Origin of the sequence: Streptomyces sp. NBC_01244 (assembly GCF_035987325.1) — a bacterium.
Lineage (GTDB): Bacteria > Actinomycetota > Actinomycetes > Streptomycetales > Streptomycetaceae > Streptomyces.
On record NZ_CP108488.1, the window covers coordinates 1,550,949 to 1,566,342 of the forward strand.

The 15,394-nt window shown below is 73.2% G+C and carries 14 protein-coding genes; 7 read left to right on the forward strand and 7 right to left on the reverse strand.

From position 1 onward, the window contains the following. Positions 1 to 27 precede the first annotated feature (27 nt). Both OG247_RS06625 and OG247_RS06630 read right to left on the reverse strand, forming a co-directional pair. On the reverse strand, positions 28 to 1,455 hold the full coding sequence (locus OG247_RS06625; protein ID WP_327251343.1) for an ROK family transcriptional regulator: 1,428 nt from the start codon (positions 1,453 to 1,455) through the stop codon (positions 28 to 30). A 111-nt stretch (positions 1,456 to 1,566) separates the two neighbouring features. Next, positions 1,567 to 2,229 (reverse strand): alpha-ketoglutarate-dependent dioxygenase AlkB family protein, encoded by a 663-nt coding sequence (locus OG247_RS06630; RefSeq protein WP_327257360.1) that lies wholly within the window; start codon positions 2,227 to 2,229, stop codon positions 1,567 to 1,569. Between the two features lie 120 nt (positions 2,230 to 2,349). On the opposite strand from OG247_RS06630, the gene OG247_RS06635 reads away from it, so the two are divergent. The 3 genes from OG247_RS06635 to OG247_RS06645 all read left to right on the forward strand — a co-directional run bounded on the left by OG247_RS06635 (position 2,350) and on the right by OG247_RS06645 (position 5,024). Then, positions 2,350 to 3,096, forward strand: coding sequence for a maleylpyruvate isomerase family mycothiol-dependent enzyme (locus OG247_RS06635; protein WP_327251344.1), 747 nt, complete (start codon positions 2,350 to 2,352; stop codon positions 3,094 to 3,096). A 130-nt stretch (positions 3,097 to 3,226) separates the two neighbouring features. Further along, positions 3,227 to 3,478 carry a DUF6332 family protein gene (locus OG247_RS06640; RefSeq protein WP_327251345.1) on the forward strand — a complete coding sequence of 84 codons (252 nt, stop codon included), beginning with the start codon at positions 3,227 to 3,229 and terminating at the stop codon, positions 3,476 to 3,478. A gap of 58 nt (positions 3,479 to 3,536) precedes the next feature. After that, entirely contained in the window at positions 3,537 to 5,024 is a 1,488-nt protein-coding gene (locus OG247_RS06645) for an oxidoreductase (RefSeq protein ID WP_327251346.1), read from the forward strand. Between the two features lie 25 nt (positions 5,025 to 5,049). On the opposite strand, the gene OG247_RS06650 is transcribed toward OG247_RS06645, so the two are convergent. Both OG247_RS06650 and OG247_RS06655 read right to left on the reverse strand, forming a co-directional pair. Continuing rightward, complete coding sequence (locus OG247_RS06650; protein ID WP_327251347.1) at positions 5,050 to 6,027, reverse strand: spherulation-specific family 4 protein; 978 nt, start codon at positions 6,025 to 6,027, stop codon at positions 5,050 to 5,052. A gap of 247 nt (positions 6,028 to 6,274) precedes the next feature. Further along, on the reverse strand, positions 6,275 to 6,973 hold the full coding sequence (locus OG247_RS06655) for a TetR/AcrR family transcriptional regulator (RefSeq protein WP_327251348.1): 699 nt from the start codon (positions 6,971 to 6,973) through the stop codon (positions 6,275 to 6,277). Between the two features lie 148 nt (positions 6,974 to 7,121). Between OG247_RS06655 and OG247_RS06660 the strand changes: the two genes are divergently transcribed. Next, complete coding sequence (locus tag OG247_RS06660) at positions 7,122 to 7,580, forward strand: nitroreductase/quinone reductase family protein (protein ID WP_327251349.1); 459 nt, start codon at positions 7,122 to 7,124, stop codon at positions 7,578 to 7,580. A 190-nt stretch (positions 7,581 to 7,770) separates the two neighbouring features. On the opposite strand, the gene OG247_RS06665 is transcribed toward OG247_RS06660, so the two are convergent. Then, a complete protein-coding gene (locus OG247_RS06665) occupies positions 7,771 to 9,054 on the reverse strand; it encodes a geranylgeranyl reductase family protein (protein WP_327257361.1) in 1,284 nt (427 codons plus the stop codon). Positions 9,055 to 9,362: 308 nt separating this feature from the next. On the opposite strand from OG247_RS06665, the gene OG247_RS06670 reads away from it, so the two are divergent. Next, complete coding sequence (locus OG247_RS06670; RefSeq protein ID WP_327251350.1) at positions 9,363 to 10,727, forward strand: dipeptidase; 1,365 nt, start codon at positions 9,363 to 9,365, stop codon at positions 10,725 to 10,727. A gap of 110 nt (positions 10,728 to 10,837) precedes the next feature. Beyond that, positions 10,838 to 11,560: an MBL fold metallo-hydrolase gene (locus OG247_RS06675; RefSeq protein ID WP_327251351.1), complete on the forward strand. Its 723-nt coding sequence runs from the start codon at positions 10,838 to 10,840 to the stop codon at positions 11,558 to 11,560. A gap of 61 nt (positions 11,561 to 11,621) precedes the next feature. On the opposite strand, the gene OG247_RS06680 is transcribed toward OG247_RS06675, so the two are convergent. Then, the gene (locus OG247_RS06680; protein ID WP_327251352.1) at positions 11,622 to 12,662 is read right to left on the reverse strand and encodes an NUDIX hydrolase; all 1,041 of its coding nucleotides are present in this window, start codon (positions 12,660 to 12,662) and stop codon (positions 11,622 to 11,624) included. A 206-nt stretch (positions 12,663 to 12,868) separates the two neighbouring features. Between OG247_RS06680 and OG247_RS06685 the strand changes: the two genes are divergently transcribed. Next, a complete protein-coding gene (locus tag OG247_RS06685; protein ID WP_327257362.1) occupies positions 12,869 to 13,855 on the forward strand; it encodes a LacI family DNA-binding transcriptional regulator in 987 nt (328 codons plus the stop codon). A gap of 69 nt (positions 13,856 to 13,924) precedes the next feature. On the opposite strand, the gene OG247_RS06690 is transcribed toward OG247_RS06685, so the two are convergent. After that, the gene (locus OG247_RS06690; protein ID WP_250738901.1) at positions 13,925 to 15,223 is read right to left on the reverse strand and encodes a DUF6986 family protein; all 1,299 of its coding nucleotides are present in this window, start codon (positions 15,221 to 15,223) and stop codon (positions 13,925 to 13,927) included. Positions 15,224 to 15,394 lie beyond the last annotated feature (171 nt).

The window sequence follows — 15,394 nt, forward strand, 5'->3', positions numbered from 1 at the left end:
CAGCCGCCCGGAGGGGCCGTCGAGCGCTCAGGCCGCCGTGCCCAGGGTCCCGAGGGGGTCGTCGAGCACCGGCTGCCATGCCAGCTCGGCGGCGCCGACCAGGCTGTTGTGGTCGAGCGTGCACGGCAGGATCGGCACGCCGCCGCTGCGCCCCCACAGGCTGCGGTCCGCGACCACCGCGCGCAGCCGTTCGGGGTCGGCGTAGAGCAGCTCGCGGTGCAGTCCGCCCAGGATGATCCGGTCCGGATTCAGGATGTTGACCAGGCCCGCGAGGCCCAGGCCGAGCCGGTCGATGAGCTCCTCGGTGGCCGCCCGCACCCCGGGATCCGCGGACTCCTCGCGCAGCAGGTCGCGGGCCTGCTGGAGCAGGGACACCTCGGGGCCCGGGATGCGCCCGGCGGCGGTGAGGAAGGCCAGCGGGTCGGCCTCCACGTCGAGGCAGCCGCGGCTGCCGCAGTGGCAGGGGCGCCCCTCCGGGTTCACGGTGAGGTGGCCGACCTCCAGGGCCAGGCCCGAACTCCCGCTGTGCAAGCGGCCGTCCAGGACAAGCGCCCCGCCGACCCCGCGGTGCCCGGTGGCCACGCACAGCAGGTGCTGCGCGCTGCGGCCGGCGCCGTGGCGGTGTTCGGCGAGCGCGGCGAGGTTCACGTCGTTGCCGGTCAGCGCCGGGCCGTCGATCCCGGCCTCCTTCACGCAGTCGGCGAAGATGGCCCGTACGGGGGAACCGGCCGGCCAGGCCAGGTGCAGCGGGTTCAGCGCCGTCCCCTCCGGCTCCGCGACCGCCGAGGGTACCGCGAGGCCGGCCCCGATGCAGCGCCGGCCGGTCTGCGCGAGCAGCGCGGCCCCGGCTTCGACGACCGCGCCGAGCACCTGCGCGGGGTCGGCGGACACGGGCACCCGTCCGGGAGCGGTGGCGACGATCCGGCCGCCGAGGCCGACCAGGGCAGCCCGGAACCCGTCCGAGTGCACCTGCGCCGCCAGGGCCACCGGGCCGTTCTCGTCCACGGAGAGCCGGTGCGAGGGGCGGCCCTGGGTTCCGCCGGCCCCGCCGGGGCGGGAGTCCACGCGGATCAGGCCGAGCGCCTCCAGCTCGGCGGCGACGGCGCCGGCGGTGGCACGGGTGACACCGAGCTCGGCCGTCAGGACCGCGCGGGTCGGGGCCCGGCCCGTGTGGACGAGCTCCAGCGCCGGGCCGAGTGCGCCACGCCCCCGCTCCAGCTTGGTCCGCGCGGAGCCGGCGGCGGACGCCGAGCTCGAAGCCGATGCCGCGGGCGCGGGCGCCGGCGTCGCGGCCGCGGACGCCTCGGACACGTCGGATGCCTCGGACACCGGCGGCGCGACGGACGCTCCGGCCCCGTCGGACCCCTGGGCCGTTCCGGCGCCTTCGTTCCCGTCCGTCCCAGCGGACACCGTGGTCACATCCCCCACCCGCCGCGGGGCCCCGTTGCCGTTCATGACAGCGATCCTCGCATGATCGGAGCCTCGAGGACGCCGCCCGCCAGGGCCCGTCGTCAAACTCCCGTCTGCCTCGCCCTTCGGGCGACGACGGGAGTGTGACGACAGGCCCTAGCCGAGCCCGCCGACCCGCAGCGTGATGTTCAGCCGCCCGGTCAGCCCGAGGCCCGGCGGAGCGGTGCCGGGCAGGACTTTCGGCACCCCGTGAAAGGCCCGTCGGACCGGCCCGCCGAAGACGAACAGATCCCCGCTGCGCAGCTCAAGGTCCCGATACGGACGCCCGCGCGAGCCGGTGTTCCCGAAGCGGAAGAGGCAGGAATCACCCAGGCTCAGCGAGACCACGGGGGCTTCGGAGCGCTCCTCGGCGTCCCGGTGCATGCCCATGCGGGAGTCGCCCCCGTAGAAGTTGACCAGGGCGATGTCGTAGGCGACGCCCGGATCCGGGGCCTGCCCGTACGCGGCGGCCACGGCGCTGCGCCCCAGCAGCGCGAGCCAGTCGGGCATCGCCTTGACCGGCGTGCCGTCCCCGTCGACGGCCGTGGGCGCGTAACCGTACGGGTACCAGTGCAGCCCCAGGCACACCTGTCGGGCGGTCATCGTCCCGCCGCCCGGGGTGCGCACCGTCCGCAGCCCGGCGGGCGGCCGGGCCCAACCCCGGCAGGCCTCCACCAACTCCCGCTGCCGCCCGGGCCCCAGCCAGTCCGGCACGTGCACGGCGCCGGGCACGATCTCGGTGCGCTCGCGCGGGAAGAGCTCGCCACCCGGGTGCTCCATGGCCTCCACCGCCTCCTCCGCCGCCTCCACCGCGCACTCCTCCGCGACCGGCTCCGCAGCGTCCGTGTCCTCCATCATCCTTCGTTGTGCGTCCCCGCGGGCGGCTGCGAGACTCCCGGCATGGAGATCATCAGCTTTGTGAAGACCGTGGCCCGCGAGGGCGAGCAGCTCGCCGACGCAGCCGAACGGGCCGGTACGGACGCCCTGGTGCCCACGTGTCCCCAGTGGCGGGTCGCCGATCTGCTGCGCCACACCGGCTCCGTGCACCGCTGGGCCACCGGGTACGTGGCCCAGGGCCTCACCGAGCGGGCGCCGTTCCCGGAGGCTCCCGAGCTGGTGGGCGCGGAACTGCTGGCCTGGTTCCGCGAGGGCCACGCGACGCTGGTGCGGACGCTGACCGGGACCTCGGCCGACGCCCGGTGCTGGACCTTCCTGCCCACCGCCCCGCCTTCGCCGCTGGCCTTCTGGGCGCGGCGCCAGGCGCACGAGACCACCGTGCACCGGATGGACGCGGAAGCCGCGCTGGGCGTGCCCTTCGGGGCCGTGGATCCCGGCTTCGCGGAGGACGGGGTGGACGAGCTGCTGACCGGCTTCCACGCGCGGCCGCAGAGCCGGGTACGGACGGCGGAGCCGCGGGTGATGCGGGTACGGGCCTCCGACACGGGCGCGGTGTGGACCGTACACCTGTCCCAGGAGCCGGCGCGCACGGTGCGCGGGGATGCGGACCGCGAGGAGGCCGACTGCACGCTGGCGGGCGAAGCCTCCTGGCTCTACTCGGCGCTGTGGAACCGGCAGCCGCTCACCGGACCGGGCGTGACGGGCGACGCCGAACTGGCCCGGCTCTGGGTGGACACGGCCGGAATCTGACCCTCGGCCGTCTCTTTCGGATCTTGCCGGCCGGGCAAGATCCGAAAGAGACGGCTCAGGCCGCGAACCGCCGGTCCGCGCACCGGAGGAACCCTTGTGCCGGTGCGGGCCGCGCGGCGAGACTGCGTGCATGGGGAGACGCAGCGAGGCCGACCGGGACGCCATCACCATCGAGATCGTGTTCGCCTTCGTCAGCGGCGGTTTCGCGGCCGGACTCGCCTTCGCGGTGCTGTACGGCCCCGCCCTGGCCTTCGACCTCTCCCCCACCGCCGACCGAACTCTGGCGATGGCGGGCGCCGCACTGGCCGCGGCGGTGTTCCTCCTCCGCGTCACCCACGTCCTGTGGCGCTTCACCCGCCGCCCGGAGAACGACGACCACTGAGTCGCGGTCGAGCGGTTCATTGCGCTCGTATGCGGCAGCCGTGCGGCACTCGTAGCCTGTGGCGGTGCTGAACTACGACGAACTGACGGTGGCCGAGCGCGCCTTGTGGGATTCCTTCCCCGCAGGTCGGTGGGTGGATCTGCGCACCGGGACGCCTGAGGACGACGATCCCGCAAGAGGAGAGCACTGGGGGCCCGAGCGCACGGTCCGTGCGGAGGTCCTGGCCGCCCTTCTGCTGGGCGGCAACACGGAGCCGTCGAGCAGTGTCGCTTCCCTGCGCCTCAGCGGGGCGCTGATCACCGGCCGGCTCGACCTGGCCGGTGCGGAGATCAGCCACCTGCTCTGGCTGAGGGCGTGCCGGTTGGAACAGACGGTCAGCCTCTACGCGGCCTCGACACGGACCATCCGGATCACGAACAGCCGGGTCCCCGGCGTGGACGCCGGACTGGCCCGCATCGAGGGCCATCTCGACCTGAACGGTTCCGTGATGGACACGGGCCGCCTGTCCCTCATCAACGCTCACGCGGCCGGCGAACTGGTCCTGAACGGGGTGCTGATAGCGGCGCCCGGAGAGTGGGCGGTGTTCGCGGGGGGCCTGGTCATGGGCGGCGCCGTCTTCTGCCAGGGCCTCACCGCGCGGGGCGGGGTGCGGCTGCCGGGCGCGCAATTGCCCGGCGGCCTGTTCATGCAGGGCGCACGCCTGGAGAGCCCCGACGGGATGGCATTGCTTGCGGACAACGTGACGGCCACGGTCGTGGACCTGTCCGAGGGATTCAGCGCGGTGGGAACCGTGCGGCTGCGGGGTGCCCGGATATCGGACCTGCTCACCCTTGAGGGGGCGACCCTCGTCGGCCGCGACACGACGCTGTTCGGGGTCGGGATGCAGGTGGGAACCTTCCACTTCGGCCTTGCCGCGGAGCCTGCGGGAGCGGTGGACCTCCAGGGTGCGAGGGCCGCCGTTCTGCACGACCGCAAGCGGAGCTGGCCGAGGGAAGTGAGGCTGGACGGGTTCGTCTACGACTCCCTGCGCTCCGACGGGACCTTCCTGCACGAGGACGTGGCCCACCGCCTGGCGTGGATCCGCCGCAGCCCCGGCTATGCCCCGCAGCCGTACGAGCAGCTCGCCGCCTGCTACCGCCAGGCCGGCCACGACGACGACGCCCGGAGGGTGCTGCTGGAGAAGCAACGCCACCGCCGCCGCACCCTGAACCCGCCCGGACGGGTGTGGGGATACCTGCTCGACGCCGCCGTCGGCTACGGCTACCGACCCTGGCTGTCCGCCTTGTGGATGGCCACGCTCTGGCTGCTCGGCAGCCTCGCCTTCAGCGCCCGCTCGCCGGTCCAGACGAAGTCCGGAGAGGGCGCCCCGTTCAACCCGTTCGTCTACACCATCGACTTGCTCTTCCCCATCGGCGACTTCGGCCAGCGCAGCGCCTGGCATTGGACGGGGTCGACACAGTGGCTGGCGTACCTGCTGATCACCATCGGCTGGATCCTCACCACAGCCGTCGTCGCCGGCATATCCCGCACCCTGAACAGGAACTGACGGACGGGCGCACTTGGAGGCCGGCTCAGCCCAGGGTTGAGGCGTACGAGGTCTGGGCTCGGTACTTCCAACCGGGCTGGGCGTCCCAGGGGTTCGGCATCTGCGCACTGGTCGCGTAGGCGTAGCCCGCGCCGCGTTCGAAGGCCGTGCGGAGCGTCGCGCGCATCGCCGGGGTGTCCGGGACGTCGTGTACGAGGTGCCAGAACGCGGTGCCGCTCGGGTCGAGTTCGGCGCCGGAGCGATAGCCGGTGAGTGCGTTGAAGACGTTGCCGCCGAGCCAGCCGGCGCCCGTGTAGGCCGTGTACGTGTCCTCGAAGGTGACGAAGACGTCGGCGGTGCGGCGGCCGGGCTCCAGGAAGCAGTCGGCGATGGCCGTGCCGGGGTTGTTGACGACCAGGTCCGACGTGCCGGGGGCGATGGCTTCCATGGTGTCCTGCACGTACGTGCGGAGCTCCGTGTAGTGGTCGCGGATGGCGTTGGCCGGGCCGCAGTCGCGGCTGACCACGTCGAAGAAGATGCCGTCCACGTGGAGCCGGCCGTCGGGAGTCTTCAGGTAGTTGTCCACGGAGGCCTTCACCTCGGCGATGTCGCGGTTGCCGTGGTCGGTGTGGACGTAGCCGAGCACCTTGGTCTTCTCGCCGGTGGCGGTGGTGCCGGTGCGCAGGACGTCGGCGCGGGCCCGCCAGGGGGCGTCGAACGGGGAGTCGCCGTTGCCCGGATTGAGGACCACCACCGAGGCGGCCGGGCTGGTGGCGGTGAGATCGACGAGCATCGGGTCGTTGGCCCAGACGTAGGCCGGGACGGCTATCTCAAGGCCCCGCACACCGGCCGCCCGGGGGGTCGGTCTCACCTCGGGGGTCGGCGCCGGGGCGAGGGCCGGGGTACGGTCCCGGGCCTGGGAGCGGCCCGGCTCCGAGCTCGCCGACGCGGTGACGGCCGGCGCCGGCGCGGCGAGTAAGAGGGTGGCCAGGACGGCGTAAACGGCCTTCGCGGCGCGGGTCATGACTGCTCCTCGGGGCGACGGCAGGGCAACGGCAGGCGGCGCCGGGGCGATGGCCGGGCGCCGGGGACGGCAACCGGGACGGGAGCCCGGCCCGAGGAACACTAGACGGGCCTCCGGGCACACCAGGGCCGATTGCGCTCCTTCAGTACGAGGAACTGACAAGCGAACCTTCCCCGCCCCTACCGGTACGGCCCCGCAGTGCCCGCCCGGCCGACCCCCACCGCGGCCCCGCACGGCCCCGTCCCGCCTAGACGGCGGGCAGTCCGACCCCGTGCGCCAGCTGTCCGGCGGCGTGCGCGAAGAAGGCGGCCCGCTCCTCGACGACCCGGTCGAACTGGCCGAACAGTTCGAAGGAGATCAGCCCGACGAGCTGCGCCCAGGCGGCGACCAGGGCCGCGGCCGCCTCGGGCGGCAGGCCTTCGGCGAAGTCCGCGGCCATGCGGGCGGCCTCGGGGCGCAGCTCGGCGGGGAGCGGCGGGAGGGAAATGCCACGGCCCCCGTAGGCGGCGCGGACGATGCCGATGAGGGTGTTGCCCACGCGGGAGGCGGGGCCGACGGTGTCGAGGGGGGCGGTGTAACCGGGGACGGGCGAGCCGTAGATCAGGGCGTACTCGTGCGGGTGCTCCAGCGCCCAGGCGCGGACGGACGCGCAGACCGCGGCCCAGCGGGCGCGGGGGGTGCCGTCGGCGGCGAGCGAGCGGGCGTCGGCGTCCTCGGCGGCGGCGCCGACGCTGTTGTAGGCGTCGACGATGAGGGCGGTGAGGAGCTCGTCGCGGCTGGGGAAGTAGCGGTAGAGGGCGGAGGAGACCATGCCCAGCTCGCGGGCGACGGCGCGCAGCGAGAGCTTGGCGGCGCCCTCGGCCGCGAGTGCGCGGCGCGCCTCGTCCTTGATGGCGGCGGTGACTTCGATGCGGGCTCGTTCCCTGGCCCCTCGCACGGTGCTCATGGGGGTCAGTGTGCCACGCAGGCAGAGCACTGCCCAATAACGAGAGCGCCGATCCATTGCGAGAGCACTGCTCTTGTTTTGGAGCACCGATCCGTGCACACTGTTCTCAAGCGAGAGCAGTGCTCTCCCAAACTCCTCGGAGGCCAGCATGAACGCGCCCAAGCCGTACTACGTCAAGGCCGGCCGGCTCGACGTCCTCTTCAACGCCCTCGTCGGCAAGCTGGCCCGCCTCGGCATGAGCCTGGCCGGAACCGCCGAGCTGTCGGTGCGCGGCCGCACCTCCGGCACGATGCAGCGGATCCCGGTGAACCCGTACCACCAGGACGGCACCCGGTACCTGGTCTCCGCCCGCGGCCACTCCCAATGGGTCCGCAACATGCGCGCCGCGGGCGGCGGCGAGCTCCGCCTGGGCCGCACCGTGCACGCCTTCACCGTCACCGAGCTCACCGACCCCGCCGAGCAGGCCGTCATCCTGCGCGGATACCTGAAGAAGTGGGGCTGGGAGGTCAACCGGTTCTTCGACGGGGTCACCGCGAAGTCCTCCGAGTCCGAGCTCCGGGCCGCCGCCCCCGACCACCCGGTCTTCCGCATCACGGTCACCTCCTGACGCGCCGCCCGAGGCGCCTCGGGACCCGCCGCCCGCCCGTCACCACCTCGACCCGGCCACCCGGCCACCCGGCCACCAAACGCGGCGGCGGCCTCGCCGATACACCCGGCAAGACCGCCACACTCCGCACTTCGACGCCACCGGTCCCCCACCGGGGACGGCGACTTCAGCCCAGGGATCAGCCCTGGGCTCAGCCCTTGATCTCTCCCTGGGCTCCGTCCTGCCCCCCGGACCCGGCCCCGGACCCAACCTCAGCGCCGGCCTCAACGCTTGCCCCGCCCCGGCTCCGTGCCTGCCGCGCGTCGAGCACGTGCAGTGCCTTGCGCGCCAGCGGGTACGTACGCACCATCTCGGCCAGCGTCAGCGAGCCCCGGGCGATCCGGGCGAAGGCCAGCCAGGCCGGCCGGAAGCCGGTGATCGCCGCGTGCAGCAGGCCCGGCTTGGCCTCGAAGAGTTCCAGCATCCGCTTGCCGACGCCCATCTCCACGCCCAGCCCGGCCTTGACGGCGAAGGCGTAGTTGAGGGCCTGGCGGCGCGCGTCCACGGCGTCCTGGGCCTCGGAGATCTTCACGGCCCACTCGCCGGCGAGCCGCCCCGAGCGCAGCGCGAAGGAGATGCCCTCGCGGGTCCACGGCTCCAGCAGTCCGGCCGCGTCGCCCGCGACCAGGACCCGCCCGCGCGAAAGCGGCGATCCGGGCTTGCGGCAGCGGGTCAAGTGCCCGGAGGAGAGTGCCGGTTCGAAGCCCGACAGGCCCAGCCGGGCGATGAAGTCCTCCAGGTACCGCTTGGTCGCGGCGCCTTCGCCCTTGGCCGAGATGACCCCGACGGTGAGGGTGTCGCCCTTGGGGAAGACCCAGCCGTAACTGCCGGGCAGCGGTCCCCAGTCGATGAGGACCCGGCCCTTCCAGTCCGCGGCGACCGTCTCGGGGACGGGAATCTCCGCTTCCAGGCCGAGGTCGACCTGGTCCATCTCGACGCCGACGTGCGCGCCGATCCGGCTCGCGCTGCCGTCCGCGCCGACCACGGCCCGGGCCAGCACGGTCTCGCCGTCGACGAGGATCACGGCGACGGTCCGCCGGTCGGGCACGGACGCCCCGTGCTGTTCCACCCGCGCGACGGCCGTACCCGTACGGACCGTGGCGCCGGCCTTCTCCGCCTCGGCCACCAGCGCCGCGTCGAACTCGGGGCGGTTGATCAGCCCGAACAGCATCTGCTTCGAACGCCGGGTCCGGGCGAACTTCCCGTCCAGCGAGAAGGTGACCGCGTGGACACGGTCCTTGAAGGGCAGCACGAAACCCGGCGGGAGCGCATCGCGCGAGGGGCCGATGATGCCTCCGCCACAGGTCTTGTACCGGGGCAGTTCCGCCTTCTCCAACAGCAGAACGCGCCGTCCCGCGGCGGCCGCCGCGTGCGCGGCCGAGGACCCGGCCGGCCCGGCCCCGACCACGACCACGTCCCACACCTCGCCGGTCACCTCGCCAGTCCCCCCGGCCGTCTGCGCGTCCGCCCCCTGAGCGGCCGGCCCTGCCTGCGCGTCGCTTACGTCGCCGCTGTCGCTCTCGTCGCTGCTCACGATGTGCTGCTGCTCCTGATCATGCGGTTCATGCCATTGCTCCGATGCCGGGGAAATCCTACGGCGCGAGATCGACTGCCCCGTTGTGCGAGGATCGGAAGAGTCTTTTTGCCGTAGCCCGCGTACGCACACCCCGCGCATGCGGGACACGTCTACGTAACCCGTACACGTACACGTACACCAACGTCGCACCCAAGAGGAGCGTGCCCATGCCGTCTCATCCGATCGCCGAGACCGTCGCCTCGCTGATGCCCCGCGCCAAGCAGGAGCTGTCCGAGCTGGTGGCTTTCCAGTCGGTGGCGGACTGGGCCCAGTTCCCCCAGAGCGAGAGCCGGGCCGCCGCGAAGTGGGTGGCCGACGCGCTGCGCGCCGAGGGCTTCCAGGACGTCGCGCTGCTCGACACCCCCGACGGCACCCAGTCGGTGTACGGATTCCTGCCCGGCCCGGCGGACGCGCCGACCGTCCTGCTGTACGCGCACTACGACGTGCAGCCCCCGCTGGACGACGCGGCCTGGGTCTCCCCCGCCTTCGAGCTGACCGAGCGGAACGGCCGCTGGTACGGCCGCGGCGCCGCCGACTGCAAGGGCGGGTTCATCATGCACCTGCTCGCGCTGCGCGCCCTCCAGGCCAACGGCGGTGTGCCGGTGAACGTGAAGGTGATCGTCGAGGGGTCGGAGGAGCAGGGCACCGGCGGTCTCCAGCAGTACGCGACGGCCCACCCCGAACTGCTGGCCGCCGACGCCGTCGTGATCGGCGACGCGGGCAACTTCCGCACGGGCCTGCCGACGGTCACCGCGACCCTGCGCGGCATGTGCCTGCTGAAGATCAAGATCGACACCTTGGGCGGCAACCTGCACTCCGGGATGTTCGGCGGGGCCGCCCCCGACGCGATGGCCGCCCTGATCCAGCTCCTGGCCTCGCTGCGCGCGCCGGACGGTTCGACCACGGTGGACGGGCTGGCCTCGGACGCGGTGTGGGAGGGGCTCCAGTACCCGGAGGCCGACTTCCGTTCCGACGCGAAGGTGCTCGACGGGGTCGAGCTGATCGGCGAGGGCACGATCGCGGACCGGCTCTGGTCCCGGCCGGCCGTCACCGTGCTGGCCATCGACTCCCCGCCGGTGGTCGGCGCCACCCCCTCGGTGCACGCGAGCGCGGGCGCGCTGGTGAGCCTGCGGGTGCCGCCGGGCGTGGACACGGTGCAGGCGATCAAGCTGCTGGAGGCGCACCTGGTGGCGCACACCCCGTGGAAGGCGCGTCTGGAGCTCGAAGTCGTCGGCCAGGGACAGCCGTTCCAGGCGGACACGGACAGCCCCGCGTACGCCTCGATGGCGCAGGCCATGAGGGCTGCCTACCCGGGCCAGGAGATGCAGATCAGCGGCATGGGCGGCTCGATCCCCCTGTGCAACACGCTGACGGAGCTCTACCCGGACGCGGAGATGCTGCTCATCGGCCTGAGCGAGCCGGAGGCGCAGATCCACGCGGTGAACGAGAGCGTCTCCCCGGAGGAGTTGGAGCGCCTGTCGGTCACGGAGGCGCTGTTCCTCGTCAACTACGCGGAGTCCAAGCACGCCTGACGGTGTCACAGCCGGCTCCCCCGCCGCTCTCCCGCCGCTCCGCTACGGGCGAACCACGCTACCGGCGCAATCCCCGCCGATGGCGCGGTTCGTCCCCGTACGTTCGGGTGATGGATCTCGTAGAAGTCATCCCCGACCGCCTCCACACGCTCCGCTTCCCCATCGGCCAGGCCTACCTCTGGCGCGACGGAGCGGACCTGACCCTGATCGACGCGGGTCACGCCGGTTCGGCGGACGCGATCGAAGGGGCGATACGTTCCCTCGGGCTGCTGCCGGAGCGGCTGGAGCGCATCGTCGTGACCCACTGCCATGGCGACCACTTCGGCTCGGCGGGCGAGCTCTCCGCCCGCTGGGGCGCCCCGGTGCTGGCGCACGCGCTGGATGCGCCGGTGATCCGCGGCGACCGGCCGGTTCCGGAGCCGGTGCTGCTGGACTGGGAACTGCCGCTGTGGGAGCACGCCATGACCGTCCCACAGGCCCCCGCGACCCCGGTGGAGCAGGAGTTGACGGACGGGGAGGTGCTCCCCTTCGGCGGCGGGGCGGTCGTCGTCCACGCTCCGGGGCACACCCCGGGCAGCATCGGCATCCATCTCCCCGCGCACGGAGTGCTGTTCACGGGTGACTGCATCGCCGGCGTCGGTCAGGTGATCCTCGGCGTCTTCAACGTGGACCGCGCCCGGGCCGTCGAGTCGATGCTCCGACTGGCCGCCCTGGCCCCCTCGGTGGCCTGCTTCGGCCACGGCGACCCCCTGACCTCGGACACCGCGGCCATCCTCCTCGCGGCAGCGGAAACGGCGGCCGCGGCTCAGCCTTCACCCACCCCGGCGGGCTGACCCCGACAAGGGGCCGGGGTCCCTTCCCCGGCCCCCGGGCGCCCCGGCCCCCGGCGCCCGCCTACGGAACGGCCCGCCCCGCCTCCAAGTACGCCGCCCGGCCCCGTTCGCGGGCCCGCAGGGCCCATCGGAGCCTCTCGTACCGCACCTGCGGCAGCAGGTCCGCCGCTTCCTCCTCCGTCACGAACCGCCAGGCCCGCAGCTCCGGCCCGGGCAGCCGCAGCCGCCCGGTCTGCGCCGCCGACAGCCGGCCCCCGTCGAACAGGAGCCGCAGGCCGCCGTAGCCCGCCGGAGGCCCCGGCGGCTCCCAGTCCACGACCAGGAGCTCCGGGAGGCGCTCCAGTACGAGGCCGAGTTCCTCCTCGACCTCCCGTACCCCTGCGCACGCCGGGGCCTCCCCGGCCTCGACGACCCCGCCGGGGAACTCCCACCCCGGCTTGTACGTCGGGTCGACCAGGAGCACCCGGTCCGCATCGTCGAAGAGCAGTACCCCGGCGGCCACCGTCTCGCGCGTCGGCTGCGGGGTCTGCACGATGTCGCAGACCCGGGCCGTGCCGGTGCGTACGGCTTCGGCGATGCGCTCGGCCGTCTCCCGTACGGTCAGGGTCCCGTTGTCGACGACGTGGGCGTCGGCCGCGAGCCAGCCCAGCGCGTGCTGGTAGGCCGGGATGTGGTCGTAGGCCCACTTCCTCACCCGCAGGTCCGCGTCCGCCGCCGCCCCGGGCTCCTCCCGGGTCGCGATCCGCTCGCGAAGGATCGTTTCCTCCGGGGCGAGCAGCACGTGCCGCACCGCGATCCTGCGCGCCGCGAGCCCGCCGAAGATCTCGTCGCGGTACTCCTGCCGCAACAGCGTCATCGGGACCACCAGCACCCCGCCCAGCTCCGCAAGCATCGCCGCGGCCGTGTCCACGACGAGCCGCCGCCAACTCGGCAGGTCCTGGTAGTCGGACACCTCCGCGAGGCGTTTGCGCGGCAGCAGTACGCGCAGGGCGTCACCGATGAACTCCGGGTCGAACAAGGTGCTCTCCGGCAGGAGGCCGGTCAGCTCGCGCGCTGTGCTGCTCTTCCCGGCGCCGAAGGTGCCGTTGATCCAGACAATCACGTCTACCCCTCTCCCGATGCCCCCAGTGGCTTGCCCGCACCACCCTGCCACGGAAACCCCGGCGTCCCGCCGAGTGCTTATCCTCAAGGTCAGGGGCCTGCCGCAGCGTGGGGCCCGCACCGCCACAGCGCCCGCCCCTCCGGAGGTCCGACACCGTGCCCCACACCCGCCGCCCGCCCGAGCCCCGCTACGGCAACCGGCCGACCATGAAGGACGTGGCGGCCCGGGCCGGCGTGGGCCTCAAAACGGTGTCACGCGTGGTCAACGGGGAGCCGGGGGTCACCCCGGACACCGAGAAGCGGGTCCAGGAGGCCATCGACGCACTCGGTTTCCGCCGCAACGACAGCGCGCGGGTCCTGCGCAAGGGCCGCACCGCCACCGTCGGCCTGGTCCTGGAAGACCTCTCCGACCCCTTCTACGGACCGCTCAACCGGGCCGTGGAAGAGGTGGCCCGCGCCCACGGCGCCCTGCTCATCAACGGCTCCAGCGATGAGGACCCGGAGCGCGAAAGGGAGTTGGCGCTCGCGCTGTGCGCCCGCCGCGTGGACGGGCTCGTGGTGATCCCGGCCGGGAACGACCACCGCTATCTGGAGCCGGAGATCAGGGCCGGGGTGGCCACCGTGTTCGTCGACCGCCCGGCGGGCCGGATCGACGCGGACGTCGTACTGTCCGACAGCTACGGCGGCGCCCGGGACGGGGTGGCCCACCTGATCGCGGGCGGCCACCGCCGGATCGGCTTCATCGGCGACCACCCGCACATCCACACCGCGACCGAGCGACTGCGGGGCTACCGCGCGGCCATGGCGGACGCCGGCCTGCCGGTCGACGGCGCGTGGGTCTCCCTCGGCACGACGGCCCCGGAGCGCGTCTCGGCCGCCGCGCGATCGATGCTGTCCGGCCGGGAGCCGGTGACGGCGCTCTTCGCCGGGAACAACCGCGTGACGGTCACGGCCGTACGCGTCCTCGCGTCCCTGCCCCGCCCGGTGGCCCTGATCGGCTTCGACGACTTCGAACTCGCCGACCTGCTGAACCCCGGGATCACGGTGATCGCCCAGGACGCCGCGGCCCTGGGCCGCGTGGCCACCGACCGTCTCTTCCAGCGCCTGGCGGGCGCGGACCTCCCCCCGGCCCGCATCGAGCTCCCCACCCGCCTGATCCCCCGCGGCTCGGGCGAGATCCCGCCGGCCTCCTGACCGCGCCGGGACGCCGAAAGGCCCGGCCGGGGGCAGACCGGCCGGGCCTCGTACGGGGTACTACCCGCCTCAGGCGGTGGCCGTCAGCGTCGCCGAGCGGCGCGGGATGGCGAAGGCGTCGAGCTCCGCGCGGGTCAGGCCGGTCAGGGCGGTCACCTCGTCGGCGCCGACGGCGCCGCAGTCCAGGCCGCGGACCAGGTAGCCGGCCAGGGCCTTCGCCGTGGCGGGCTCGTCCATGACGTCGCCCTCGATCTTGGCGACGTACGCCTTCAGGCGCGCGGCGGCCGTCTCGAGGCCCTCGCGGTAGAAGACGAAGACGGCCGCGTAGCGGGTCGGCAGGTGCGCCGGGTGCATGTCCCAGCCCTGGTAGTAGGCACGGGCCAGGGCGCGGCGGGTGAGGCCGTAGTGCAGCTTCCAGGCCTCGTGGACGTGCTCGGTGGTGCCGATGGGCAGGACGTTGGTCGAGCCGTCGGAGACGCGCACGCCGGTGCCGGCGGCCGCGACCTGCATGATCGCCTTGGCGTGGTCGGCGGCGGGGTGGTCGCTCGACTGGTACGCGGCGGAGACGCCGACGCAGGCGCTGTAGTCGAAGGTGCCGTAGTGCAGGCCGGTGGCGCGGCCCTTCGAGGCCTCGATCATCCGAGCGACCGCGGCGGTGCCGTCGGAGGCGAGGATGGACTGGCTGGTCTCGATCTGGATCTCGAAGCCGATCCGGCCCGGGCGCAGGCCGCGAGCTGTCTCGAAGGCCTCCAGGAGCTGCACGAAGGCCGTGACCTGCTCGGGGTAGGTGACCTTGGGCAGGGTCAGGACCAGGCCCTCGGGCAGGCCGCCGTGCGCGAGCAGGCCGGAGAGGAAGATGTCGGTGGTCCGGATGCCGCGGTCGCGGACGTTGGACTCCATGCACTTCATCCGGATGCCCATGTACGGGGCGTTCGTGCCGTTGGAGAAGGCTTCGGCGACGAGGCGGGCGGCGCGGGCCGCGGCCTGGTCCTCCTCCTCGTCGGAGCGGACGCCGAAGCCGTCCTCGAAGTCGACGCGGAGGTCCTCGATGGGCTCGGAGGCGAGCTTGGCGCGGACGCGGTCGTAGACCGGTACGGCCAGCTCGTCGGAGATGCCGAGCACCTTGGCGAAGGTGGCGGCGTCCGGGGCGTGCTCGTCCAGGGCCGCGAGGGCCTGGTCGCCCCAGGTGCGGATGGTGTCCGCCGCGAAGACGTCACCGGGCACGTAGACCGTGTGGATGGGCTGACGGGTGCCGGGGTCGCCCGGGTAGTGGCGCGCGAGTTCCGCGTCCACCGGCTTGAGGGAAGCGCTGATGCCCTCGCTGACCGCGCCTGCGAGGCTCGTCGCCACCTTCTCCTGCTGACCCATCGTGCACTCTCCTCTTTTCCGCTTCACGGAATCTTAGATCCGCATTACAGAATTTAGTCACGGGGTTCCACTCAGTCAATGGTCACTCCGCCGTCCTGGACAAACGACTCGGGGCCGTGCGGTGAGAAACACCACACGGCCCCGGAGACCACTTACCCGCAGGTCAGCGCC

What these genes read in the sequence shown, in the direction of transcription:
- OG247_RS06685 (WP_327257362.1), top strand. Translation starts at nt 12,869, where the DNA reads ATGAAGGACGTGGCGGCCCGGGCCGGCGTGGGCCTCAAAACGGTGTCA.
- OG247_RS06675 (WP_327251351.1), top strand. Translation starts at nt 10,838, where the DNA reads ATGGATCTCGTAGAAGTCATCCCCGACCGCCTCCACACGCTCCGCTTC.
- OG247_RS06670 (WP_327251350.1), top strand. Translation starts at nt 9,363, where the DNA reads ATGCCGTCTCATCCGATCGCCGAGACCGTCGCCTCGCTGATGCCCCGC.
- OG247_RS06625 (WP_327251343.1), bottom strand. Translation starts at nt 1,455, where the DNA reads ATGAACGGCAACGGGGCCCCGCGGCGGGTGGGGGATGTGACCACGGTG.
- OG247_RS06640 (WP_327251345.1), top strand. Translation starts at nt 3,227, where the DNA reads ATGGGGAGACGCAGCGAGGCCGACCGGGACGCCATCACCATCGAGATC.
- OG247_RS06650 (WP_327251347.1), bottom strand. Translation starts at nt 6,027, where the DNA reads ATGACCCGCGCCGCGAAGGCCGTTTACGCCGTCCTGGCCACCCTCTTA.
- OG247_RS06635 (WP_327251344.1), top strand. Translation starts at nt 2,350, where the DNA reads ATGGAGATCATCAGCTTTGTGAAGACCGTGGCCCGCGAGGGCGAGCAG.
- OG247_RS06690 (WP_250738901.1), bottom strand. Translation starts at nt 15,223, where the DNA reads ATGGGTCAGCAGGAGAAGGTGGCGACGAGCCTCGCAGGCGCGGTCAGC.
- OG247_RS06660 (WP_327251349.1), top strand. Translation starts at nt 7,122, where the DNA reads ATGAACGCGCCCAAGCCGTACTACGTCAAGGCCGGCCGGCTCGACGTC.
- OG247_RS06655 (WP_327251348.1), bottom strand. Translation starts at nt 6,973, where the DNA reads ATGAGCACCGTGCGAGGGGCCAGGGAACGAGCCCGCATCGAAGTCACC.
- OG247_RS06630 (WP_327257360.1), bottom strand. Translation starts at nt 2,229, where the DNA reads ATGGAGCACCCGGGTGGCGAGCTCTTCCCGCGCGAGCGCACCGAGATC.